This window comes from Acinetobacter sp. MF4640 (assembly GCF_002018895.1).
Classification (GTDB): Bacteria; Pseudomonadota; Gammaproteobacteria; order Pseudomonadales; family Moraxellaceae; genus Acinetobacter; species Acinetobacter johnsonii.
Genome location: NZ_MVOM01000043.1, coordinates 1 through 22,428, shown reverse-complemented (window position 1 = coordinate 22,428; position 22,428 = coordinate 1). Strand labels below are relative to the sequence as shown.

24 protein-coding genes are annotated in these 22,428 nt (G+C 42.8%); 19 read left to right on the top strand and 5 right to left on the bottom strand.

What is annotated here, in order from left to right; all coding sequences use genetic code 11:
- The first annotated feature begins 214 nt into the window (after window positions 1-214).
- The 8 genes from MF4640_RS13825 to MF4640_RS13790 all read left to right on the top strand — a co-directional run bounded on the left by MF4640_RS13825 (window position 215) and on the right by MF4640_RS13790 (window position 6,079).
- Window positions 215-688 carry a hypothetical protein gene (locus tag MF4640_RS13825; RefSeq protein ID WP_078389956.1) on the top strand — a complete coding sequence of 158 codons (474 nt, stop codon included), beginning with the start codon at window positions 215-217 and terminating at the stop codon, window positions 686-688.
- Window positions 689-733: 45 nt separating this feature from the next.
- A complete protein-coding gene (locus tag MF4640_RS13820; RefSeq protein ID WP_078389955.1) occupies window positions 734-2,641 on the top strand; it encodes a copper resistance system multicopper oxidase in 1,908 nt (635 codons plus the stop codon).
- The gene (locus tag MF4640_RS13815) at window positions 2,628-2,921 is read left to right on the top strand and encodes a hypothetical protein (RefSeq protein ID WP_078389954.1); all 294 of its coding nucleotides are present in this window, start codon (window positions 2,628-2,630) and stop codon (window positions 2,919-2,921) included. The genes MF4640_RS13820 and MF4640_RS13815 overlap by 14 nt, the downstream gene beginning before the upstream one ends.
- The gene (locus tag MF4640_RS13810; RefSeq protein WP_078389953.1) at window positions 2,908-3,834 is read left to right on the top strand and encodes a copper resistance protein B; all 927 of its coding nucleotides are present in this window, start codon (window positions 2,908-2,910) and stop codon (window positions 3,832-3,834) included. Before MF4640_RS13815 ends, MF4640_RS13810 begins: the two co-directional genes overlap by 14 nt.
- A gap of 233 nt (window positions 3,835-4,067) precedes the next feature.
- The gene (locus MF4640_RS13805; RefSeq protein WP_078389952.1) at window positions 4,068-4,385 is read left to right on the top strand and encodes a DMT family transporter; all 318 of its coding nucleotides are present in this window, start codon (window positions 4,068-4,070) and stop codon (window positions 4,383-4,385) included.
- Between the two features lie 82 nt (window positions 4,386-4,467).
- Window positions 4,468-4,785, top strand: coding sequence for a quaternary ammonium compound efflux SMR transporter SugE (gene sugE, locus MF4640_RS13800; protein ID WP_078389951.1), 318 nt, complete (start codon window positions 4,468-4,470; stop codon window positions 4,783-4,785).
- A gap of 33 nt (window positions 4,786-4,818) precedes the next feature.
- Window positions 4,819-5,304, top strand: coding sequence for a methylated-DNA--[protein]-cysteine S-methyltransferase (locus MF4640_RS13795; RefSeq protein WP_078389950.1), 486 nt, complete (start codon window positions 4,819-4,821; stop codon window positions 5,302-5,304).
- 121 nt (window positions 5,305-5,425) lie between these two features.
- Window positions 5,426-6,079, top strand: coding sequence for a nuclease-related domain-containing protein (locus MF4640_RS13790; protein ID WP_227518670.1), 654 nt, complete (start codon window positions 5,426-5,428; stop codon window positions 6,077-6,079).
- Window positions 6,080-6,109: 30 nt separating this feature from the next.
- On the opposite strand, the gene MF4640_RS13785 is transcribed toward MF4640_RS13790, so the two are convergent.
- Window positions 6,110-6,877, bottom strand: a complete 768-nt coding sequence (locus tag MF4640_RS13785; RefSeq protein WP_078389948.1) for a hydroxymethylpyrimidine/phosphomethylpyrimidine kinase — start codon at window positions 6,875-6,877, stop codon at window positions 6,110-6,112.
- 93 nt (window positions 6,878-6,970) lie between these two features.
- Here MF4640_RS13785 and MF4640_RS13780 point away from each other — a divergent pair, with 93 nt between their 5' ends.
- Window positions 6,971-7,615 carry an HAD-IA family hydrolase gene (locus MF4640_RS13780; protein ID WP_078389947.1) on the top strand — a complete coding sequence of 215 codons (645 nt, stop codon included), beginning with the start codon at window positions 6,971-6,973 and terminating at the stop codon, window positions 7,613-7,615.
- 96 nt (window positions 7,616-7,711) lie between these two features.
- On the opposite strand, the gene MF4640_RS13775 is transcribed toward MF4640_RS13780, so the two are convergent.
- Window positions 7,712-8,455: a sporulation protein gene (locus MF4640_RS13775; protein WP_078389946.1), complete on the bottom strand. Its 744-nt coding sequence runs from the start codon at window positions 8,453-8,455 to the stop codon at window positions 7,712-7,714.
- Window positions 8,456-8,539: 84 nt separating this feature from the next.
- Window positions 8,540-9,004, bottom strand: coding sequence for an Lrp/AsnC ligand binding domain-containing protein (locus tag MF4640_RS13770; RefSeq protein ID WP_004694947.1), 465 nt, complete (start codon window positions 9,002-9,004; stop codon window positions 8,540-8,542).
- A gap of 139 nt (window positions 9,005-9,143) precedes the next feature.
- Here MF4640_RS13770 and MF4640_RS13765 point away from each other — a divergent pair, with 139 nt between their 5' ends.
- The 5 genes from MF4640_RS13765 (at window position 9,144) to MF4640_RS13745 (ending at window position 15,115) form a co-directional block, all read left to right on the top strand.
- On the top strand, window positions 9,144-10,403 hold the full coding sequence (locus tag MF4640_RS13765) for a D-amino acid dehydrogenase (protein ID WP_004694945.1): 1,260 nt from the start codon (window positions 9,144-9,146) through the stop codon (window positions 10,401-10,403).
- A 36-nt stretch (window positions 10,404-10,439) separates the two neighbouring features.
- On the top strand, window positions 10,440-11,537 hold the full coding sequence (alr, locus tag MF4640_RS13760; RefSeq protein ID WP_078389945.1) for an alanine racemase: 1,098 nt from the start codon (window positions 10,440-10,442) through the stop codon (window positions 11,535-11,537).
- 37 nt (window positions 11,538-11,574) lie between these two features.
- Complete coding sequence (locus MF4640_RS13755) at window positions 11,575-11,934, top strand: RidA family protein (RefSeq protein ID WP_004694941.1); 360 nt, start codon at window positions 11,575-11,577, stop codon at window positions 11,932-11,934.
- A 143-nt stretch (window positions 11,935-12,077) separates the two neighbouring features.
- A complete protein-coding gene (locus MF4640_RS13750) occupies window positions 12,078-13,520 on the top strand; it encodes an amino acid permease (protein ID WP_058869021.1) in 1,443 nt (480 codons plus the stop codon).
- A 488-nt stretch (window positions 13,521-14,008) separates the two neighbouring features.
- On the top strand, window positions 14,009-15,115 hold the full coding sequence (locus MF4640_RS13745; protein ID WP_078389944.1) for an acyltransferase family protein: 1,107 nt from the start codon (window positions 14,009-14,011) through the stop codon (window positions 15,113-15,115).
- Between the two features lie 82 nt (window positions 15,116-15,197).
- Here the strand turns inward: MF4640_RS13745 and MF4640_RS13740 are convergent, their stop codons facing one another.
- Both MF4640_RS13740 and MF4640_RS13735 read right to left on the bottom strand, forming a co-directional pair.
- Entirely contained in the window at window positions 15,198-15,650 is a 453-nt protein-coding gene (locus MF4640_RS13740) for a CopD family protein (protein WP_005011820.1), read from the bottom strand.
- A 23-nt stretch (window positions 15,651-15,673) separates the two neighbouring features.
- On the bottom strand, window positions 15,674-16,903 hold the full coding sequence (locus tag MF4640_RS13735; RefSeq protein WP_004694933.1) for a beta-ketoacyl synthase N-terminal-like domain-containing protein: 1,230 nt from the start codon (window positions 16,901-16,903) through the stop codon (window positions 15,674-15,676).
- 278 nt (window positions 16,904-17,181) lie between these two features.
- Between MF4640_RS13735 and MF4640_RS13730 the strand changes: the two genes are divergently transcribed.
- The 5 genes from MF4640_RS13730 to MF4640_RS13710 form a co-directional block, all read left to right on the top strand.
- Window positions 17,182-18,639 (top strand): EcsC family protein, encoded by a 1,458-nt coding sequence (locus tag MF4640_RS13730; protein ID WP_078389943.1) that lies wholly within the window; start codon window positions 17,182-17,184, stop codon window positions 18,637-18,639.
- 154 nt (window positions 18,640-18,793) lie between these two features.
- Window positions 18,794-19,168, top strand: coding sequence for a 30S ribosomal protein S12 (rpsL, locus tag MF4640_RS13725; protein WP_002050319.1), 375 nt, complete (start codon window positions 18,794-18,796; stop codon window positions 19,166-19,168).
- 177 nt (window positions 19,169-19,345) lie between these two features.
- On the top strand, window positions 19,346-19,816 hold the full coding sequence (gene rpsG / locus MF4640_RS13720) for a 30S ribosomal protein S7 (protein ID WP_004694929.1): 471 nt from the start codon (window positions 19,346-19,348) through the stop codon (window positions 19,814-19,816).
- A 130-nt stretch (window positions 19,817-19,946) separates the two neighbouring features.
- Window positions 19,947-22,082 carry an elongation factor G gene (gene fusA, locus MF4640_RS13715; protein WP_005400176.1) on the top strand — a complete coding sequence of 712 codons (2,136 nt, stop codon included), beginning with the start codon at window positions 19,947-19,949 and terminating at the stop codon, window positions 22,080-22,082.
- Window positions 22,083-22,175: 93 nt separating this feature from the next.
- The coding region (locus MF4640_RS13710) for a GTP-binding protein (RefSeq protein WP_005104813.1) at window positions 22,176-22,428 on the top strand (253 nt) is incomplete at its 3' end.

Here is a 22,428-nt window from a genome sequence, read left to right as displayed (position 1 = left end):
AAAAATAGCGCTGTTTAAAAAATAACTTTATTGTTTAAGTCTACTGAGGTGTTAAACCGTCGCAGTAATTGAATTTAAATTTATAATCTTGTGTATAAGCCATTCTTTGCTTATCCTGTTGATTGGGATCAGCAACAAAAGGTTAGGCATTTACATGCAAAGAGCGTTTTGTTGCGTTGAAATATCATTCTTCACTGACTAAATAGGATTGATTGTGCGTTCATTGCTCAAGACACATTCTTGGTTTGTCTTACTCATTACCTTGGTAATGGGGTGGAGTGGTATTGCCCAAGCTTCGGCAGCGCCGATGCATCAAATGATGCAGCTCAGTATGCAGGCTGCAACCAGTGAGCAAAGTTCAGCGTATGAAGCAGGTATGCAAAGCATGCTCGACTGTCATCAAACGAAATCATCGAGTCCAGTCTCTGGACATCAAATGCATATGGCTCAGACCGACATAACAGCGAAGAGCAACTGTCATGCCTCGGATATGCTGCAAAATAAGCAAGTTCAGTGTCAGGAGTGTGCACAGTATCACTGCCAAACGATGCTGACGCTTTTAGACGTTGAACCACTTGCATTCGTTCAGCTTGAAGCCGCTTTAGTACAATCATCCCCCCATTTTCATTATCAAGCTCAACATTTAGTGGGCTATTGGCAAGAAATTCTACGCCCCCCTAAAGCCTAATCCTGATTTTTAAAACTTTATTTTTAAAATTATTAGGATTTAGTCATGTCTATTCAATTTAAACAAAGCCTCATCCTTGGGGTGTGTCTGATGTCATCTTCTTGGAGCTTTGCCGCAGTCAAAGAGTACCAATTGGTGATTGATGAAAGTCCCGTCAATTTAACCGGCAAGTCGCTCAAGCGGATTAGTGTCAACGGACAGTTTCCAGCTCCCTTGCTTGAATTTGAGGAGGGCGACGATGCGGTCATTCGGGTTAAAAACAACTTAAAAAAACAGGATTCATCGATCCATTGGCATGGTTTACTTCTGCCTGGGTTGATGGATGGTGTGCCTGGTTTTAATGGTTTTAACGGCATTCAACCGAAGAGCGAATTTGTCTATAAGTTCAAGGTTCGTCAGAGTGGCACCTATTGGTACCATGCGCATTCTAAAGGACAGGAACAAGATGGGCTGTATGGTGCATTGGTCATTTATCCCAAAGACAAAAAGCCTTTAGCTCAGCATGAAAAAACTGAACGTGATTATGTGGTGATGCTATCGGACTTCCATGAGCAGAGCAGTGAACAGATTCAGAAGAATTTGAAGATTTCTGCCGAATATTATCAAAATCAGCGTGAAACCGTTGGTGACGTGTGGAAACAAGTACAGCGTGATGGCTTAAAAGCCGCGTGGCAAGACCGTTCCATGTGGAACCAAATGCGCATGCTAAAAACGGATCTGTCGGATGTCACGGGTTATACCTTCCTGATTAATGGTAAAACGCCTGAGCAGAACTGGACAGGTATGTTTAAGCCGAATGAGAAGGTTCGGTTGCGTTTTATCAATGCTTCAGCCATGTCATTTTTTGATATCCGTATTCCTCACTTAAAAATGACGGTAGTCAGTGCAGATGGTCAGCCTGTTAAACCCGTTCCTGTGGATGAGTTTCGGATTGGAACTGCTGAAACTTATGATGTGATTGTGGAACCGAAAGCAGGGCATTATCAAATTGAAGCAGAGTCGATTGACCGTTCAGGCTACGCCATTGGAACTTTACACAATGAGTTGACTCCAATGGCACAGAGCATAGATATGCCTGCGCCACGTCCACGCTCATTGTTAACCATGGAAGATATGGGGCACGGCTCAGAACATTCAGGTATGGATCATTCACAGATGAACCATGAAACAATGCCTGAAATGGATCACTCAAAGATGAGTCATGAAGCGATGCCTGCAATGGATCACTCCAAAATGAACCCTGAAGCGATGCCTGAAATGGATCATTCGAAGATGAATCATGCGGCGATGGCTGGTATGGATCATGCGAAAATGAATCATGAAACCATGTCTCAGATGGATCATACACAGATGGGTCATGCGCAACAGAACACGACAACAAGTTCGGTACAGAAAGCTGTTACACCAGTGTATGGCTGGGCGAATGCCTCTACCCCTAAAGGCGACAAGGCATTGCAATATAGCGATCTCAAATCTTTAGAACCTCAAAAAGATACCCGTGAGGCGACGAGCGAATTGGTGATTCGTTTGGGTGGAACCATGGAGCGCTATTTGTGGACCATCAACGGGAAAAAATTTAGCGACGCTGAACCGTTGAAAGTGAAGTACGGCGAGCGTATTCGGATCAAATTTATCAATGACAGTATGATGGCGCATCCGATGCATTTGCACGGTATGTTTATGCAACTGGAAAATGGACAAGCCGCCGTTGATATGCCGAATAAGCACACTTTGATTGTGCCACCGGGCAAAACAGTGACTGCTTTACTGACCGCAGATGAGTTAGGCGAATGGGCCATTCACTGTCATCTGCTGTATCACATGAGCTCAGGCATGATGAATAAACTGATTGTGGCCAATGTGAGTGATAGTCAAGTGTCCAGCACCCCAATTCAAGAGCAAAAAACAGCTGCTCAAGCTGAACCAAAAGGAGATGAACATGCGCATCACTAATCTTTTTTCAGGTTTTACTTTAGCTGTTAGTGTCTTATTGAGTTCGTTTGCTATGGCTGCCGAATCTCATGCACAGCATGAAAAACAAAAAGCCAAATCTACAAGCCAAGTTCAGTCCAAAGATATGGCACATGAGCATCATCAGCATAGTGCCGATGAGCATGCTCAGATGCTGAAACAGAAAAATGCGGTTGGTCTGCCTTCATCGGAGAAGCAAGCTCAGACTCAACCAAGCAAACAGTCGAAGGCTCAGAAAGGAGATCATCATGTACACCATTAATCTTTTTTCTAAAAGCATAGTGAGCAGTTCTTTCGTGTTGATGAGTGCTGCGGCTATGGCGCATGAAGGGCATCATATGCCTGCTGAAGCAAATGCAAATATGTCCATGACAACTGAGTCCGTGATGTCACAACATGCACAGCATCAGGCGATGACCAGTCTTCCTCAAGCTGTTCCACAGACTAGCGCACAACATGTACAGCAGATGAATCATGATTCAACAGCACATACGCATGATCACCGCAAAGAGCACGGTGCGCAAATTTATGCGGTCACCACTGTCGATAACAAATGGTTGCTGAATGAAGAAGGCGATGGTGGTTTAAAGTCTGAGTTTGAAACCCGTATCGGGACAGATGAAAATAAGCTGTTTATCAAAGTACATGCGGATAAGCAGGAAGCGCATAAGGCTGAGTATGATGCCAAAGTGCTGTATAGCCGTATGATCTCAGACTTTTGGGATGTACAGGCGGGTGCACGTTATCGAGCTGAAAAAGTGGAGCGCGAACAGCATGGATGGGATACGGAAGAAAACGTGGATGGGGTGCTTGGCTTACATGGTTTAGCGCCGTATTTCTTTGAAACTGATGCCTACATATATGCTGGTGCAGACAACTATACTGCGTTTAGTTTAGAAACCGAGCGGGACTTGTTACTGACCCAAAAGCTGATTTTCAAGCCTTATTTAGATATGAATATTATTTTCAGTGATGACTCTAAATATGCCAAAAAATCAGGCCTTAGTAATGCAGCTGTCGGTCTTGAGACGCGTTATGAAATCAGCAAAAAAGTCATGCCTTATGTGGACATTGCCTATGAATATAGCAAAGGCAATGAAGCGACGGCTTGGCAGGCTGAAAGTGACGAAGAGAAAGGTTGGCAGTATGGAATGGGTATTCGCTTTAAGTTTTAAGTCGGACGTTTAGGTTTAAAGTAAATATTTGAGATTGCACCAATGTTGTGCTGAAAGAGTGATCTGCTGGTTCGGATCACTCTTTTTTGCGCTTTAATGATTTCTAAGTATGAAAATAATTCATTTTGGTGCGCTCTTTGCTATAATTTGAGGCATATTTAGGATGAACGACCTCCCTCATATTGAGAAAATTCGTCAGGACGGCCTGACTCTAGTGAAGAGGAGTCAGTAGCATGGCTTGGGTTTTTCTTATCTTTGCGGGTCTGTTTGAAATCGTTTGGGCATATTCAATGAAACTGTCCGAAGGGTTTAGCAAACTCACACCCAGCATCGTTACCATTGTGTTCATGATTTTAAGTTTTGGTTTACTGGCCTATGCAATGCGAACATTGCCGCTAGGAACCGCGTATACCATTTGGACTGGGATTGGTGCGATTGGATCTTTCTTGGTGGGGATTTTTATTTTAGGTGAGCCAGCAACTGCTATGCGGATGTTTGCTGCGGTGCTGATTGTATCGGGCCTGATTTTGATGAAACTCTCATCAAGCTAAATTCATTCAAATATGTAGAGCTTCAAGCGATCCTTCGTTTGAAGCTTTGTTGTTTCTGCTCGGAATAAAAGGTGTGTTGCGTATGGCATGGGTGATTTTAATAGTTGCAGGTATGCTCGAAGTGGTTTGGGCTTATGCAATAAAAGTATCGGATGGTTTTACCAAACTGACGCCGAGTATTTTAACCCTCGTATTTATGGTGGCCAGTTTTGCGCTGCTGTCTTATGCCATGAAGACCTTACCTTTGGGCACTGCCTATACCGTTTGGACAGGGATTGGCGCGATTGGTTCATTTTTGGTTGGTATTTTGATTTTGGGTGAACCTGCCAATGCCATGCGGATGCTCGCAGCGGTTTTAATCATTTCTGGGCTTGTACTGATGAAACTTTCATCGTCATAATGTTGCATACATAGACAATTTTTGTGGTGAACCATGCGCTTATTTTTTAAATATATGCCATCTCCTGTCGGGGTACTGAGACTGGTGGCACATGATCAAGCCTTGGTTGCCGTATTGTGGGAAAATGAAAATCCCAAACGGGTACGTTTAGCTGAGCTGGTCGAACACAATCAGCATCCGATTTTGTTGGAAACAGAGAAACAGTTGAGCGAGTATTTTGCGGCAAAACGTCAAAGTTTTGATTTGCCTTTGGATTTTGCGGGGACAGATTTTCAGAAGCAAGTTTGGCAGGCTTTATTGCAAATTCCTTTTGGTGAAACCCGAAGCTATAAAGATATTGCGCTACAGATTGGTAATGTCAAAGCCGTTCGTGCAGTGGGTGCGGCTAATGGCAAAAATCCAATTTCAATCATTGCGCCGTGTCATCGGGTTGTGGGGGCGAATGGAAAATTGGTCGGCTTTGCAGGCGGTTTGGACAATAAAGATATTTTATTGAAACTTGAGAAAAATGCGAATTAAGCATGTGTTTCGGAGTTTTTACGCTCGTATTTTAGTTTAATAATTTAAAAATCAGTACCTTATGTTTTAATCTGTATTCTTTTAAAGAATCGTGTCTCTAACTCAAATAACGATGAATAATATGATGAGTCAAATTGTGGGGAATGTGTTTTCAGAACTGTGGTGGATGCTACTGATCTTGTTCGGGATCGGCCTTTTAAAAGCGTTTAAGCCTTATCTGAAAGGAAAATTCGGTGAGTTCGCAGTTCAAGCGCATGTGAAATTATATTTGGATGAGCGTTATATTTTAATTAACGATGTGACTTTGCCTGATGAGCAGGGAGGGACAACTCAAATAGACCATATTGTATTGAGCCCCTTTGGTGTTTTTGTGATTGAAACCAAAAACTATAAGGGCTGGATTTTTGGTGGTGAACGACAAAAGATGTGGACGCAGAAAATTTATAAAAAGAGCTTTAAATTTCAAAATCCGCTGCATCAAAATTATAAACACGTCAAAGTGCTGCAAAGTGTGTTGCACGATATTGTTGATGTAGATTATATCCATTCTGCTGTGGTGTTTATGCCTGAATGCGAGTTTAAAACTGCGATGCCCAGTACGGTATTTAAAGGTAAAGCATGGGTCGATTATATTAAGACCTTTAACACAGAAGTGATTCCAGTGATGAAACTAAAAAGGATTCAGCTTCGGATTGAAAAAGAAGTGTTAGAAAAGTCATGGAAAACCAACCGTGAGCATGTGGCACATTTAAAGCAACGCCATCAAGATGGATAAAGAAAACCCTGCATACGCAGGGTTTTCTACTCAAAAACGCTTTGGAATTTTTTGACCGCCTTCAACAGGTGTTTCTGCCTGTTTTAATACGCCAAAGAGCCATGTTTCGGCATGATGTACTGCGACTTTAACACTGTCACCTTGCGCCAAACGGCCTGCAATAAAACTTGCCAACGAACAACCTGAACCGTGATATTCACCAGCTAAACGCGGGCAGCGAGTTTCAGAAATGAGCTCGCCATTCACAAACAGGGCATTACGAATATAGTCTGGTGTGTCTTCATGACCACCTTTCACCAATACCGCTTTGGCACCCATTTCAAACAGTTTTTGTGTTGCGGCAGCTAAGTCATCGAGACCTGTTAACGCTCGTAGTTCAACTGTATTTGGGGTAATAATGTCCGCCAATGGGATCAGCTCAACAAAGGCTTTGACCAAGGTGGCTTGATCACCCAGTGAACCTCCACTGTTCGCTACTAAAACAGGGTCGAGCACATATTTGTACTCAGGATGTTCACGTAGAAATTCAGCCAGTGCTGCAATATTATCTGTGGTGCCTAACATGCCAGATTTTACGGCTTTAATCGGTAAATCACCGACAACAGCGTGGGCCTGAGCTAACAGCAATTCTTTTGACGTTGCTTCAAAGCCAAACACTTGTTGCGAGTTTTGAACAGTGAGTGCTGTACACGCAATGGCTGCATGCGCACCACTTTGACCAATCGCTTCGATATCGGCCTGTAAACCAGCACCACCTGAAGGGTCTAAACCAGAAAAGCACAGTACGGTTGCGCGCACAGAAATATCCTTGTTGCGAAAATTTGCGATAGTATAGGCAACTTTAGCAGAACTCTCGATAGTATTTTATTTAAAGCCCAAGAAGGATCAGCTGTGATTAAACATATTTTGCTAGATTTAGATGGAACATTAACAGATCCAAAAGTTGGCATTACCACCAGTGCGCGTTATGGCTTAAACAAAGTCGGACATCCCATTGCTGAAGATCTAAACATTGACTGGATTATTGGGCCACCACTAAAAGCGTCTTTGGCAAAACTCTTAAATGTTGCAGTGGACGATGTTTTGGCAGAGCAAGCTTTATTGGGCTATCGTGAGCGTTTTGCGGTGAAAGGTTTATATGAAAACCATTTATTTGCCGATGTTGAACCGACCTTAAAAAAACTGACCGAGCAGGGCTATCACTTATATTTGGCGACAGCAAAACCAGAAGTCTATGCCCGTCAAATCTTAGAGCATTTCAATTTACTGCAATACTTTGTGCATCCCTATGGCAGTGAACTGAACGGTGAGCGCACCAATAAGGGAGATTTGATTGCTTATATTTTAGAAAAAGAGCAGTTAAAAGCAGAAGAATGTCTGATGGTTGGCGATCGTGAGCATGACATTTTGGGTGCACGTCGCAACGGCATTGAAACCATTGTGGTGGAATACGGTTATGGTTCTGATCAAGAGTTGACGGAAGCCGCACCTAAAGCGCGAATTAAAACCTTTGCCGATGTCTTGGACTTGATTTAACTCAGACAGAATTTAATTCGGACAGGATTTAAATAACGCCTTTTTTGACTGCGCACTACTTTCTACATTAAAACAGTTGTGCGCAGTGATTAAAAATTAAAGTCCCAACATGCGTCTAATTTCATTCACTAACAGTGCCGGATTGGCCTGCTGATGGGGAATGGTAAGGCTGTTGAAGCCATCACCACGAAATTTACGATCCACTTCTAAAAGCACATGGGTTTGATGTTGCTCTGCCACAAAGGACACTTCAACTTCATTGATGCTGTTGAACAATTGCGTAGGTTTAAATTCAAGTTCTTGATAACAACCAATGCTCGAGTGGAAGCCGTTGCCACGTAGTTGACCTTTTTCAACATCGACGGTCATCAACTGAAAACTGCATTGCTGCATGGCTTGAATAAACGCCTGCATAGCCGGTGTCGGTAAAATTTGTAAATAGTCTTTGTCAGTGGCATCGAGCCCCCAGTCCACATCTAAATGTGTATGTAACCACACTCTAGTTTTATTGACGCGGCAAGGCACATCTGTAACTGGCGTTTCAAAGGGTAGTTGAATCGAAAAAGGAAATGCATGTGACTGATGGGCTTGTAACTCAAAAGCCCCGCTAATGTGCCATTCGGCAATACTTAACGCGCTATTGTACTCAGCATCGTCTGACTCAACCTCGGCTGTGGTCATGAGCTTTAAATAAATACCGTTGATAATTTTATTAGACGCAGCACCTTTAAAAATAACCTCACCCTGAATGGCTTGTCCCGCTTGTGGCGCGGTGGTGTGTAGACGAGTATCCACTTGAATGCCTTGTAAGCCAAGACTAGACATAAGTTTGTTAAACATGGTGCAGAACTTCCAATAGGGAATCGATAGGTTTTAAACATTTAAAGTGAATGCATTTTTAAGATGCATATTTTTAATAAGCTGTTAGCGAATGTCCAAATAAAAACTTTCTTTGACTTCTTCCATCACAATATAACTGTGCGATGACGCTGAAGAGGGCAGTTTTTTTAGTAAATCACCCAATAGGCGTCGGTAGGCACTCATTTCTTTTAAACGGGCTTTAACTAAATAATCGAATTCACCTGAAATTAGATGGCATTCTAAAACCTCAGGAATTTCGACCAAGTCACGCGCCACTTGATCAAACACATCGCCAGACTTGGCTGATAGCTTAATTTCTAAAAACACCAATAAGTTTCGATCGACCAGTTGCGGATTGAGGCGTGCGTAGTAACCCATGATAATACCGTCGCGCTCTAAGCGTTTGACGCGTTCCGAACATGGTGTGGTTGAGAGGTTAACGCGAGAGGCCAATTCACTAATCGCAATTCGTCCATCGCGCTGCAAAATATCTAAAATCTGCTGATCAATCCGATCTAATTTACGCATTATAAATTTCCTATGTTTAGAATTTTAGCGCGACAAAAATGGAGATTTACCTAGATTATAATGTTAAAAACAGTGAAAAAAACTATTAACCTAAAAATATACTAGTTAAATAAACTAGTGTGTGTGTAAGGGATCAGTCATGCGTGTAATTGTCTTAGGTAGTGGTGTCATCGGTGTTGCAAGTGCGTATTACCTTGCACAACAAGGCGCAAGCGTTACGGTTTTAGACCGTCAAGCTGGTCCTGCTGAAGAAACTAGCTTTGGTAACGCAGGGCAAATCTCTCCAGGTTATTCTACACCGTGGGCTGCACCGGGTATTCCTTTTAAAGCTGTAAAGTGGATGTTCCAGCATCATGCTCCATTGGCAATTAACATTGACGGCAGCATGTGGCAGCTGAACTGGATGGCGCAAATGCTGAAAAACTGCAATCCGCAAAGCTATGCCATTAACAAAGAACGTATGACGCGTGTTGCTGAATACAGCCGTGACTGCTTACGTGAACTGCGTAAAGAAACAGGTATTCACTATGAAAACCGTGCGAAAGGAACTTTGCAGGTTTTCCGTAATGAAGCTCAATTGGATGCCGTACAACGTGACATCCAAGTATTAAAAGAATGTGGCGTCGACTACGAACTATTATTAAAAGATGACTTAGCCAAAGTTGAGCCAGCTTTAGCCTATGCCAAAGACAAACTGGTCGGTGGTTTACATTTGCCGAATGATGAAACAGGTGACTGTTACTTATTTACCAATGCTTTGGCAAATCTTGCGAAAGACATGGGCGTAGAATTTAAATTTAACCAAAATGTTGAAAAACTAGTGGTTGAAGGGGATGAAATCAAAGGTGTAGTGGTTGATGGTCAAGTGCTTACAGCAGACCGTTATGTGCTTGCTTTTGGTAGTTATTCACGTGATTTCTTAAAACCATTGAATTTGAATTTGCCTGTCTATCCTGTAAAAGGCTACTCACTGACCATTCCAATTGTAGATCCTGCATTTGCACCGCAGTCTACGGTGCTTGATGAAACTTATAAAATTGCCATTACGCGTTTTGACCAACGTATCCGTGTGGGGGGGATGGCTGAACTGAGTGGTTTCAACCACGGTTTAAATCAAGACCGCCGTGCAACCTTGGAAATGGTGACTCAAGACTTATTCCCAGGTGGAAATTTAGCTGAAGCAAGTTTCTGGACGGGTTTACGTCCAATGACACCAGACTCTACACCAATTATTGGTGCGACTCGTTTTAAAAACTTATTCTTGAATACAGGACATGGCACCTTGGGTTGGACCATGGCATGTGGTTCAGGCAAGCTCATTAGTGACTTGGTGATGAACCATCAACCAGACATCAGTACTGAAGGTCTATCGATTCAACGTTATCCTTCAGCAGCCTAATCCGTTTTAGGTCATATTGATTCAAGGAAGAAGAAAATGCCGCGTCCAATTACTGCAGTGATTCATAGCCAATCACTGCAGCATAATTTAAATGTTGCCCGCACGAAAATGCCGAATAGCCAAGTCTATGCGGTGGTTAAAGCCAATGCCTATGGTCATGGGATTGAACGCGTCTATCAAGCGTTCAAATCTGCCGATGGTTTTGCGCTGCTCGATTTGGCGGAGGCGAAACGTATTCGGGCCTTGGGCTGGACAGGTCCAGTTCTGTTACTCGAAGGTATTTTTTCAGAGCAAGATCTATTTGACTGCCATGAGTTGGATCTAAGCTTTAGTATTCATAGTGAATATCAACTCGAATGGTTAGCGCGTTTTCCTTTAGAGGCGCAGTTCGATGTTTATTTAAAAATGAACAGCGGTATGAACCGTCTAGGTTTCCGTCCTGAACAATACCGTCAAGTGTGGCAGCAGCTTTCCAGTTTGCCTCAAGTTCAACGCTTGACCCATATGATGCATTTTTCGGATGCCGATGGTGAGCGTTTCGGACGTGAAGGCATTGCGCATCAATGTCAGTTATTTGATGCCATCACCCATGATCTACCGGGTGCACGTTCAGTCAGTAACAGTGCAGCCATTCTCCGCCATGAACAGTTGCAGTCGGATGTGATCCGTAGCGGCATCATGCTCTATGGCAGCTCTCCAGATTATCCAAGCCACTCCATTCAAGACTGGGATTTGCAACCTGCCATGAGTTTGCGCAGTGAGCTGATTGCTATTCAGCGGTTAAAAGCAGGCGACAGCGTCGGTTATGGCTCAAAGTTCATTGCTGAAAGCGACATGCGTGTGGGTATTGTGGCTTGTGGTTATGCCGATGGTTATCAACGGATTACCGCAACAGGTACGCCTGTTTTAGTCGATGGACAACGCAGTAGCTTGGTCGGACGTGTCAGCATGGATATGTTGGCGGTCGATTTATCTCACCTTCCAAATGCCCAAGTCGGCAGTGAAGTGGTGCTGTGGGGTACATCGAAACAGGGTGCTGTACTCAGCATTGATGAAGTCGCAGCAGGTTCAGGCACGATTGGCTATGAGCTGATGTGTGCTGTCACTGCACGTGTCAATTTTATCCAAGATTAAATTTTATTTTTATACAGTTTCATACAAGGAAAGACCTATGTCACATTCAGACATTCAAAAATTCAACACCAACGAAGTCATGAGTGCAGTCACTGTGTTTAATCAAGTGGTGTATTTGTCAGGGCAAGTGCCAAAAAATACCGACAATGATGTCGCAGGTCAGACCCGTGAAATTTTAGCAACTATTGATGAGCTTTTAGCTTTGGCAAATACAGATAAATCACGTTTGTTATCTGCTCAGCTTTACATCAAAAATCTCTCTGATTTTTCAACAGTCAATGCGATTTGGATTGATTGGATGAACGGTTGTGTAGCACCTTCGCGTGCCACGATTCAGGCTGATTTGGTCAATCCAAACTGGTTGATCGAAATTGCAGTGACAGCTGCACAAAACTAATTTTTTAAACTCTCCCCCGTGTGTATCAGCCCTTTGGCTCAGGCTGAATGGCTGATCAGCGTATAAATACCGCCCGTTAGGAAAACGAGCACTGTATGAACATGGTTTATACGCAAAAAAGGACTTTAACAGGATGTTAAATTATGACGACTACCCCACAAGCTGACGGTGCAAATGCATCATCGCATGAATTACAACGGAAATTATCCAACCGCCACCTGCAATTGATTGCCATTGGTGGCGCGATTGGTACGGGCCTGTTCATGGGTTCGGGCAAAACTATCTCTCTTGCTGGTCCTTCTATCCTAATCATTTATATGATTATCGGGACCATGTTCTTCTTCCTAATGCGTGCATTGGGCGAAATTTTATTGTCAAATTTGCACTATAAGTCGTTTATCGACATGGCTCATGATCTGATTGGGCCAGGTGCGGGTTACTATATCGGTTGGTCTTATTGGCTCGGTTGGGTCTTAGTCGGTATTGCGGACTTGGCAGCCATTATTAACTATCTCGGCTTTTGGCTCCCGCCAGACATGGCCTTTACTCCCATGGGGCAGGCTTTAATCAGTGTCGGCTGTGTGCTGTTTGTCCTTGGGTTAAATTTGCTGACTGTGAAACTCTTTGGTGAAATTGAATTTTGGTTTGCTTTAATCAAAATTTTAGCCATTTTAGGGCTGATCGTGATAGGCGGCTTTATGGTATTCAGCCATTTTCACTCACCGGATGGCACGGCTTCCAGCTTTACCAATGTCTGGTCGCATGGCGGCATGTTTCCTAAAGGTGCCGATGGCTTCTTGGCCGGTTTTCAAATTGCACTCTTTGCCTTTGTCGGTGTAGAGCTAATTGGAACCATGGCTGCTGAAACCAAAGATCCTGAAAAGAACTTACCGAAAGCAGTGAATGCGATTCCAACCCGTATCATTTTGTTCTATGTCTTGTCATTATTTGTAGTGATGTCGGTGACTCCGTGGAATCAAATTCCTGCGGATCAAAGCCCGTTCGTTTCACTATTTTTACATGCAGGTATCCCAACTTCAGCCATCATTATGAACTTGGTTGTGCTGTCTTCAGTGATGTCTTCAATGAATAGTGGTGTGTTCTCTACATCACGGATGCTGTTTGGTTTGGCAAGAGAAGGGCAAGCACCACAGAGCCTAGCGCGTCTATCAAAACGTGCGGTGCCAGCAAAAGGCTTATTCTTCTCATGTGCTTTTATCATGGCAGGTGCTGCGCTGCAGTACTTTGTACCAAACACGGTTGAAGCCTTTACATTAGCCAGCTCATTGTGTGTGATTCTGTTCATCAGTATCTGGAGCATTATTATGGTGTGCTATATCCGCTACCGTAAATTGCGTCCTGAGCTTCATGCAAAATCGACCTTTAAAATGCCAGGCGGTGTTTGGATGTCTTATGTGGTCTTAATCTTCTTGTTCTTTACGTTGATTATTTTGAGTTTAGAGGCGGATACCCTTCGCGCATTGATGATCAGTCCATTATGGGTGATTATTTTAGCCGTGACGTATCAACTGCTGTACAAACCACGTATGAAAAAACGTCTGTTAGGGCAGCAATTGGATAACTAAGTAACATTTATTTTGTACTCGTGATGTTTGAAAGAAAGCCCTGCATAAGTAGTAATACCAGTCAGTTTCTTAACTGACTGGTATTTTCTTTTTAAGTTTGAGGTTTTATTCGATACGTGACGATGTCATCCGCAACCTGTCTAGCATTTAAAGTGGACTGTTTTTGCAACGAAATTTTTAAATACTGAAAGTGAACAGGTTTTGCGGATGACAAATGTTTTTGGTTCTTTTGGCGAAACAAAAGAACAAAACGAACTCAAGCAATTAAAACTTAAAACAGTAAGACTCCGCAGTAAATAGCTAAAACTCATTCTGTACTTTTGATATTTGAAAGAAAGCCCTGCATAAGTAGGGCTTTCTTTTTTACTTGAGCTGAATCAATGGATTCTAACTAAGTGTTAGATCATTGTATGATTTTATATATAAAAGCTGTCTAAATCAGGTGATTTTACTTTTAATGAGGCACTTTAAAATTTTAACAATGATTTATGCGTAATTATAAAATTGACATCCTGCGTGGCGTGTCCATCCTTTTGGTGCTGATTCACCATTTCAATATTCCGTATAAGTTATACGATACCTTTCTCGGCATCCCCATTGGGGGGGAGAGCTTAAGTACCTTGATTGCCCGAAACGGCAACTATGGTGTTACCATGTTTTTTGTCATTTCAGGTTTTTTGATTACCCAGCATACTTTGCAGCGTAGTGGATCTTTGGCGCAGATTAAGCTGAAAGATTTTTATATCCGTCGTATTGCTCGAATCATGCCGTGTCTGGTGTTATTGGTTGCGATGGTCAGTGTGTTCGGAAGTTTAGGATTGCAACCCTTTATCAATCAGTCGCCCAATGGCGTAGAGGTGTCCTATGCTGTGACTGTTCTTTCAGCTTTGAGCTTCTGGATGAATCTACTGATTATTGAATACGGCTGGGTGAACTATGCTTTGGGCGTATTGTGGTCTTTATCGGTTGAAGAAGTCTTCTATTTAGCGTTTCCTGTCCTGTGTTTAGCACTGGGTCGGGGCAAAGGCTTTATTATTTTTCTGCTCGTTGTCATTGCGTATGCACCGTATTTTCGTGCCCTCCATTTTGGCGAGGGAAGCGGCGCTTATCTGTATCATTATTTTTCTAGTTTCGATGGAATTGCCATTGGCTGCCTCACCGCAATATATGCGCAACATTTTAAAGGTGTAATTTACAATCAAAAAATGATTGTTGCAGTAACAGCGTTTCTAATGACCGCTTTATATTTTTATGCACCCATCAAAGAGGTGAGTAGTTGGGGCATCAGCGTATTTGCTTTACTTACAGCGTTACTCATATTGTGTTTTACCCAAGACCTGAAAGTTAAACCTATCTCATACACGGCACGGAGTTTGGTCTGGATTGGACAGCGTAGCTATGAAATGTATCTGTTTCATTTGATTGTTCTCGGCTTAATGAAAGTGGTGTATTTCCCAAAAGAAACTTTAGCGGCTGAAAAGTTGATGTTGTTGCCTGTTTATTTTATCGCAGTGTTTATTTTGAGTTGGGTGATTGAGAAATATTATTCGACCCCACTCAATTTAAAAATTCGTCAATCTTGGATGCGCTCGTAGCGCGGATCTTGAGTTGTACTGTTGATTTATTTATAGATATTAAAAAGCCCCGAATCAATCGGGGCTTTTTAAGTGTGGGATTTTAAAATGTCGGTTTCACCACGACTAAAATCACCACAGCAAATAAAATGAGGGTTGGCATTTCATTAAAGAAGCGCCAAAATTTGTGTGACTTGTAGTGCGCATGACCAATCAATTTCTTACGGTAATAACCGCAAACAAAGTGGTAAATCACCAACAGTCCAACCAAGCCGACTTTGAGGTAGAACCACAGGGCTTCATGGTAGTGGCGCGTTGCATCACCCCAATCCACCAAGAAATGTGCCGTGATCAGTGTTGCAATCATCGACGGCCACATAATGCCACGGTACAACTTACGTTCCATAACCTCGAAACGTTGATGACTGACGGCATCATCACTCATGGCATGGTAAACATAGAGCCGTGGTAAGTAGAACAATGCAGCGAACCAACACACCACGGCAATAATATGTAATGCTTTTACCCACAAGAAAGCATCAGAAGGAGCATCCATCAAGTCACCCTAAAATGAGCGGCTTAGCCTTCCCACTTTTTGAAAATGAGACATGCATTTACGCCGCCAAAACCGAAACTGTTACTCATCACAGTATTCAATTTTGCGTCACGTTTTTCAAGCACGATATCAAATGGTTTTGCGCCTTCATCCAGTTCAGTCACGTTGATGTTTGGTGCAATAAAGTCATTTTGCATCATTAGCACAGAGTAGATCGCTTCTTGTACACCAGCAGCACCCAAGCTATGACCTGTCATTGACTTGGTTGAGCTGAGTGGAGGAACTTGACCTTCGCCAAATGCACGTTCCATTGCTTTTAATTCAGTGATGTCACCAGCAGGCGTCGACGTACCATGCGTATTCACATAGTCAATTTTGTCTACGCCGTGTTGTTTTGCTTCTTCAAGTGCCATCAGTACACAACGTGTCGCACCTTCACCAGATGGCGCAACCATGTCTGCACCATCAGAGTTTGCAGCATAGCCCACGACTTCAGCCAAAATGTTGGCACCACGTGCTTGCGCATGTTCTAAAGACTCAAGCACTACAAAACCGCCACCGCCAGCAATCACGAAACCATCACGGTCTGCTGAATAAGGGCGAGACGCTGTTTCTGGTGTGTCATTGTATTTTGAGCACAGTGCACCCATCGCATCAAATAACAAGCTTTGAGACCAGTGATCTTCTTCACCACCACCTGCAAGCATTAAGTCTTGTTTGCCGAGTTGAATTAGGTTGTAGGCATAACCAATTGCATCAGCAGACGTTGCGCATGCGCTGGTAATGGTGTGTGCAACACCTTGCATTTTAAAAGCAACACCAACGTTTGCTGTAATTGTGTTCGACATATTGCGTGGTACGAAGAACGGACCAACTTTACGTGCGCCTTTGGTGTCTAACAATTCTTTCATTTCAACTACAGATGCAGTTGAGCCACCACCTGAACCGCCCGCGATACCATAGCGTGGGTTGCCACCAATTTGCTCTGCTGTTAAGCCTGCATTTTCAACCGCAGCAACCGCAGCATTGTATGCATACATGGCACAAACACCCATAAAGCGTTTTAGCTTACGGTCGATACCATCAAAGTCTTGTTCAGCAGCAGCGCTGATATGACTTTTAAAATTGAGTTCAGCATAGGTTGGGTTAAAACGTGTCCCAGAAATCCCGTTTTGTAATGCATGAGTAACTTCTTCCAAAGTATTACCGATACATGAGTTGATACCCATGCCAGTGATTACTACACGTTTCATTTAAAGATCCCTTATATGGTGGTTTTGCAGAGTTGCGCTTAAAGATGAATCAACAATTTATTTCTAAGCCAATTGCAACTCTTATGTTTTCAATGCAGATCATAATAGCAGAAAGAATTTTTAATTCTTATGGCAAATCCTATGCCAATTTGACTTGTCTTAAAATCAGGAGCAGAGCATTTCAACTTTACTAAAAGACACATATTCTTATTGAGATAAATGCGTACTACACCTAGTATTTAGCTAGAAATGAAAGATTATAAAGTACGGGGTACGGAATGGCGGATTCAAACAATAAACAGCGCAGTGGTTTCTTTTCAAATGCCTTCGGAGTGGCTAAAAAGCTCAGCCATACAGGTTTAAACATATTAAACCAAGTGAGCCCAGATACGGCCTCAGCACTGACCAATGCTACAACTGGTGATAGTGCGAGTACAAAAACAAAATCGAAAAATAAGCGTTATGAACACCCGCAGCAAGTCTTAAGAGACCATCTGCCGACAGTATCACGTCATTTATTAGGACGTCATTATGTCAACGCAAATCGAGTGGCACATTTTGTGTCGCCACAACTTTCCGATAAAGCCGCAGATTATTTTTTTAGCCAGCTCAATCAATTTAGCTCGAGTATGAGCTCGGTCGATGCCGTTTTAGATGAAGCGGGCGTGCGTGATTTAGAAATGTTGACCCAAGATGTCGACCGTTCAAAACGGATTAGTCAGGCACTGTCCGAACAAAATAAAATTATTGCTATCTTGCAAGGTGCACTGACTGGAGCAACGGGCTTTGTGGGCTCAACCGTAGATGTACCCGCTTCCTTGGTGATGTCGTTACGTATGATTTATCAGGTGGGGCGTTCTTATGGCTTTGACTTAACTAAAGAATCTGATCAAGACATCGTCCAGTTTATTTTTAAACAGATTGATCTTGGGCTGATTGCGGAAAAACAAACTTTGTTGATGGCGATAAAAGCCATTTCAAGTACCTTGCAAACCCATGATGTCTCTCAGTTACAACAGCTTTTAGGTTCAAGCAATGATATTGAAGCCTTAAAGAAATGGTTGACCAATGCCGATGGTCAGCTGAAATGGGGGCAGTCGATTGTTAACCTATCGCTACTGAATAAGTTAGCAAAACTCACACCAATTGCCAGTGCAGGGGTGAGTGCAGCTTATAGTTGGCGCCTTGTTGATGATGTACACCAAAAAGCACAACTGGTTTTTTCACAAGCCCGTCAATATATCATTCAACAAAAAGATACTAGCCTGAGTGCTTTAACTGCATATGAACGCTCACTTGAGCTTTTGGTGAAAGCCTCGCCACGACTGCTGTCACAGCGCAGTACATCAGAGACCGATAGTTCAGATTTGAAGATTGGGGCTGAAGTAGAGTTAAAAGGTCATCAAAGTATTACCAAGGTTAAAATCCAGAAAAAGTCTGACAAAGTTACAGAGCCTGTCGCAACCGAAGAACGTGTTCAACAAGGGCTGGAACAACTCGCAGATCAAATGATTGAACCCCATGATGCTGTTGCACCGCAGCAACCAGCCCTACAAATGGAAGAGGATCTTGCAGATTTATATCCAGTGGATGAGGTTGAGGAGACCACACAGAACAATAATGAGTCTTTTACGGAAAATGAACCCAATATGGCTTCAAAAGTCACAGCAAAACCCGCTGTAGAGCCGACTGAAAAAAAGGTTACAAAAAGACGAAATGCGCCAAGTAAAAAATAAACCCTTTAAAATAGATAGAAATTTGTAAAAGCCCTGATTTGGTCAACATTACATGTAGTTTGAAATGTTGACCATTTTTACGTCTTAGCTTACAATTGCATGCCCTCAAAAAGTCGTCTTTTTTTGGGTTTTTTATTAACGGGAGAATTGCCAAATGGCAACAACAAATCAGTTGATCCGTAAGGGTCGTACGACTTTAGTTGAAAAATCTAAAGTTCCTGCGTTGAAGGCTTGTCCACAACGTCGTGGTGTTTGTACACGTGTTTACACAACTACACCTAAAAAACCTAACTCAGCAATGCGTAAAGTTTGCCGTGTGCGTTTAACTTCTGGCTTTGAAGTTTCTAGCTACATCGGTGGTGAAGGCCACAACCTACAAGAGCACAGTGTTGTTCTTATCCGTGGTGGTCGTGTTAAAGACTTACCAGGTGTACGTTACCATACCGTTCGTGGTTCTTTAGACTGTGCTGGTGTGAAAGATCGTAACCAGTCTCGTTCTAAATACGGTACTAAACGTCCTAAGAAATAATCTTTCGAGATTAACCTCTTAGTTCGCTAGAACTGCAATCCTTTATCGTCTCGCTTGTCTGATTTCTGCATTAATTTTGTGAAATTCAAGCGACGTGTAGTAAGGCCAGCGAAAGCACATGACACTTTGTGCTACGGCTGGATTAACCTGAAGTGTCATATATATAGGTAGTTTAAAATGCCAAGACGTCGCGTAGTTGCTGCTCGTGAAATCCTTCCGGATCCTAAGTTCAGCAGCCAAACAATCGCTAAATTCATGAACCACGTAATGCAAGATGGTAAAAAATCTATTGCTGAAAGTATCGTTTACGGTGCTTTAGACCGCGTTCAAGAAAAAAACAAAGTAGACCCAGTTGAATTTTTCGAGACTACTCTTGAAAAAGTTCGTCCTATGGTTGAAGTAAAAGCACGCCGTGTTGGTGGTGCTACTTATCAAGTACCTATGGAAGTACGCCCATCCCGTCGTACTGCTCTAGCTATGCGTTGGTTAGTAGATGCTGCTGCTAAGCGTTCTGAAAAAACTATGGCTTTACGTCTTGCTGGTGAGTTGCTTGATGCAGCTGAAGGTAAAGGCGCAGCGGTTAAAAAACGTGATGACGTGCATCGTATGGCTGAAGCCAACAAAGCATTCTCTCACTACCGCTTCTAAGCGACTAAAACAGCCCCTATTCAGGAGGGTGATAGCTTGGCTTACGCCAAACTGTCATCGAATCGCTTTAAGCTGTTCGTCAGCTTAAAGCGCCTGTTTTAAACAACAAAATTTAGGAATGCAAGAAATCATGGCTCGTCAAACCCCAATTTCTCGTTATCGTAACATTGGTATTTCTGCGCACATTGATGCGGGTAAAACCACAACTACAGAACGTATTTTGTTCTACACAGGTGTATCTCACAAAATTGGTGAAGTACACGACGGTGCAGCAACAATGGACTGGATGGAGCAAGAGCAAGAACGTGGTATTACCATTACTTCTGCTGCTACGACTACATTCTGGTCAGGTATGTCTAAACAGTTCCCTGAACACCGTATCAACGTAATTGATACACCGGGACACGTTGACTTCACAATTGAAGTTGAACGTTCTATGCGTGTTCTTGATGGTGCGTGTATGGTTTACTGTGCTGTAGGTGGTGTACAACCTCAGTCTGAAACTGTATGGCGTCAAGCGAACAAATACCAAGTGCCTCGTTTAGCATTCGTGAACAAGATGGACCGTACTGGTGCAAACTTCTTCCGTGTTGTTGAACAAATGAAGACACGTTTAGGTGCAGCTCCTGTACCTGTAGTAATCCCTGTTGGCGCTGAAGAAAACTTCCAAGGCGTAATCGACTTGATCGAAATGAAAGCGATCATTTGGGATGAAGCTTCACAAGGTATGCAGTTCGAATACGGTGAAATCCCGGCTGAACTTCTAGCTACTGCTGAAGAATGGCGTACAAACATGGTTGAAGCTGCTGCTGAAGCTTCTGAAGAGCTAATGGACAAATACCTAGAAGAAGGCGAACTATCTAAAGAAGATATCGTTGCTGGTCTACGTGTTCAAACTTTGGCTTGTCAAATTCAACCAATGCTTTGTGGTACAGCGTTCAAAAACAAAGGTGTTCAACGTATGTTGGACGCAGTAATTGAATTCTTACCGTCGCCTACAGAAGTTAAAGCGATTGAAGGTGTTCTTGACGACAAAGCTGAAACTAAAGCGATTCGTGAAGCATCTGACGAAGCTCCGTTCTCTGCGCTTGCGTTCAAAATCATGAACGACAAATTCGTAGGTAACTTAACTTTCGTACGTGTTTACTCTGGTGTTCTTAAACAAGGTGATTCTGTTTATAACCCAGTTAAATCTAAACGTGAACGTATCGGCCGTATCGTGCAAATGCACGCGAACGATCGTCAAGACGTTGAAGAAATTCGTGCGGGTGATATCGCTGCGTGTGTAGGTCTTAAAGACGTTACTACGGGTGATACACTTTGTGATGAGAAAAATGTCATCACACTTGAGCGTATGGAATTCCCAGAGCCAGTAATTGCATTGGCTGTTGAACCAAAAACTAAAGCTGACCAAGAAAAAATGTCAATTGCTTTAGGTCGTTTGGCTAAGGAAGATCCATCATTCCGCGTTCGTACTGACGAAGAGTCAGGTCAAACAATTATTGCTGGTATGGGTGAACTTCACCTTGACATCATTGTTGACCGTATGAAGCGTGAATTCGGTGTTGAAGCAAACATTGGTAAACCAATGGTTTCTTACCGTGAAACGATCAAGAAGACAGTTGAACAAGAAGGTAAATTCGTACGTCAAACTGGTGGTAAAGGTAAATTTGGTCACGTATACGTACGTTTAGAGCCAATGGATCCTGAATCAGAAAAAGATTACGAATTCGTTGAAGAAGTTGTTGGTGGTGTAGTTCCTAAAGAATTCTTCGGTGCTGTGGATAAAGGTATCCAAGAGCGTATGAAGAATGGTGTCCTTGCTGGTTACCCAGTTGTTGGCATCAAAGCTACATTGTTTGACGGTTCTTACCACGATGTCGATTCGGACGAATTATCGTTCAAAATGGCAGGTTCTTACGCATTCCGTGACGGTTTCATGAAAGCAGATCCTATCTTGCTTGAACCGATCATGAAAGTTGAAGTAGAAACTCCAGAAGACTACATGGGCGATATCATGGGTGACTTAAACCGTCGTCGTGGTATGGTTCAAGGTATGGATGACTTGCCTGGCGGTACTAAAGCAATTAAAGCTGAAGTTCCACTTGCAGAGATGTTTGGTTACGCGACTCAAATGCGTTCTATGTCTCAAGGCCGTGCAACATACTCTATGGAATTTGCTAAATATGCTGAAACTCCACGTAACGTGGCTGAAGGCATCATTTCTAAATTTCAGTCTGGCGGTAAAAAAGGTGACGACGAGTAATCTTTCGATTACTATAAGCCCAAACTAATTCATAGTTAAAAACCAAGTGCTCATGCAGTGATCCTGCATGAGTAGTTTAAAAAGGAAGATCTCATGGCTAAGGCTAAGTTTGAACGTAATAAGCCACACGTTAACGTGGGCACAATCGGTCACGTTGACCATGGTAAAACAACTTTAACAGCTGCAATTGCAACTGTATGTGCGAAGAAATTCGGTGGCGAAGCGAAAGACTACGCTGCAATTGACTCTGCACCAGAAGAAAAAGCACGTGGTATTACAATTAATACTTCACACGTAGAATACGATTCTCCAACTCGTCACTACGCACACGTAGACTGCCCGGGCC

Coding starts and splice junctions, on each gene's coding strand:
- MF4640_RS13735 (WP_004694933.1), bottom strand. CDS start 16,903: ATGAAACGTGTAGTAATCACTGGCATGGGTATCAACTCATGTATCGGT.
- MF4640_RS13765 (WP_004694945.1), top strand. CDS start 9,144: ATGCGTGTAATTGTCTTAGGTAGTGGTGTCATCGGTGTTGCAAGTGCG.
- MF4640_RS13815 (WP_078389954.1), top strand. CDS start 2,628: ATGCGCATCACTAATCTTTTTTCAGGTTTTACTTTAGCTGTTAGTGTC.
- MF4640_RS13810 (WP_078389953.1), top strand. CDS start 2,908: ATGTACACCATTAATCTTTTTTCTAAAAGCATAGTGAGCAGTTCTTTC.
- sugE (WP_078389951.1), top strand. CDS start 4,468: ATGGCATGGGTGATTTTAATAGTTGCAGGTATGCTCGAAGTGGTTTGG.
- alr (WP_078389945.1), top strand. CDS start 10,440: ATGCCGCGTCCAATTACTGCAGTGATTCATAGCCAATCACTGCAGCAT.
- MF4640_RS13790 (WP_227518670.1), top strand. CDS start 5,426: ATGATGAGTCAAATTGTGGGGAATGTGTTTTCAGAACTGTGGTGGATG.
- MF4640_RS13730 (WP_078389943.1), top strand. CDS start 17,182: ATGGCGGATTCAAACAATAAACAGCGCAGTGGTTTCTTTTCAAATGCC.
- MF4640_RS13745 (WP_078389944.1), top strand. CDS start 14,009: ATGCGTAATTATAAAATTGACATCCTGCGTGGCGTGTCCATCCTTTTG.
- MF4640_RS13770 (WP_004694947.1), bottom strand. CDS start 9,004: ATGCGTAAATTAGATCGGATTGATCAGCAGATTTTAGATATTTTGCAG.
- MF4640_RS13795 (WP_078389950.1), top strand. CDS start 4,819: ATGCGCTTATTTTTTAAATATATGCCATCTCCTGTCGGGGTACTGAGA.
- fusA (WP_005400176.1), top strand. CDS start 19,947: ATGGCTCGTCAAACCCCAATTTCTCGTTATCGTAACATTGGTATTTCT.
- MF4640_RS13740 (WP_005011820.1), bottom strand. CDS start 15,650: ATGGATGCTCCTTCTGATGCTTTCTTGTGGGTAAAAGCATTACATATT.
- rpsG (WP_004694929.1), top strand. CDS start 19,346: ATGCCAAGACGTCGCGTAGTTGCTGCTCGTGAAATCCTTCCGGATCCT.
- MF4640_RS13820 (WP_078389955.1), top strand. CDS start 734: ATGTCTATTCAATTTAAACAAAGCCTCATCCTTGGGGTGTGTCTGATG.
- MF4640_RS13750 (WP_058869021.1), top strand. CDS start 12,078: ATGACGACTACCCCACAAGCTGACGGTGCAAATGCATCATCGCATGAA.
- MF4640_RS13755 (WP_004694941.1), top strand. CDS start 11,575: ATGTCACATTCAGACATTCAAAAATTCAACACCAACGAAGTCATGAGT.
- rpsL (WP_002050319.1), top strand. CDS start 18,794: ATGGCAACAACAAATCAGTTGATCCGTAAGGGTCGTACGACTTTAGTT.
- MF4640_RS13775 (WP_078389946.1), bottom strand. CDS start 8,455: ATGTTTAACAAACTTATGTCTAGTCTTGGCTTACAAGGCATTCAAGTG.
- MF4640_RS13805 (WP_078389952.1), top strand. CDS start 4,068: ATGGCTTGGGTTTTTCTTATCTTTGCGGGTCTGTTTGAAATCGTTTGG.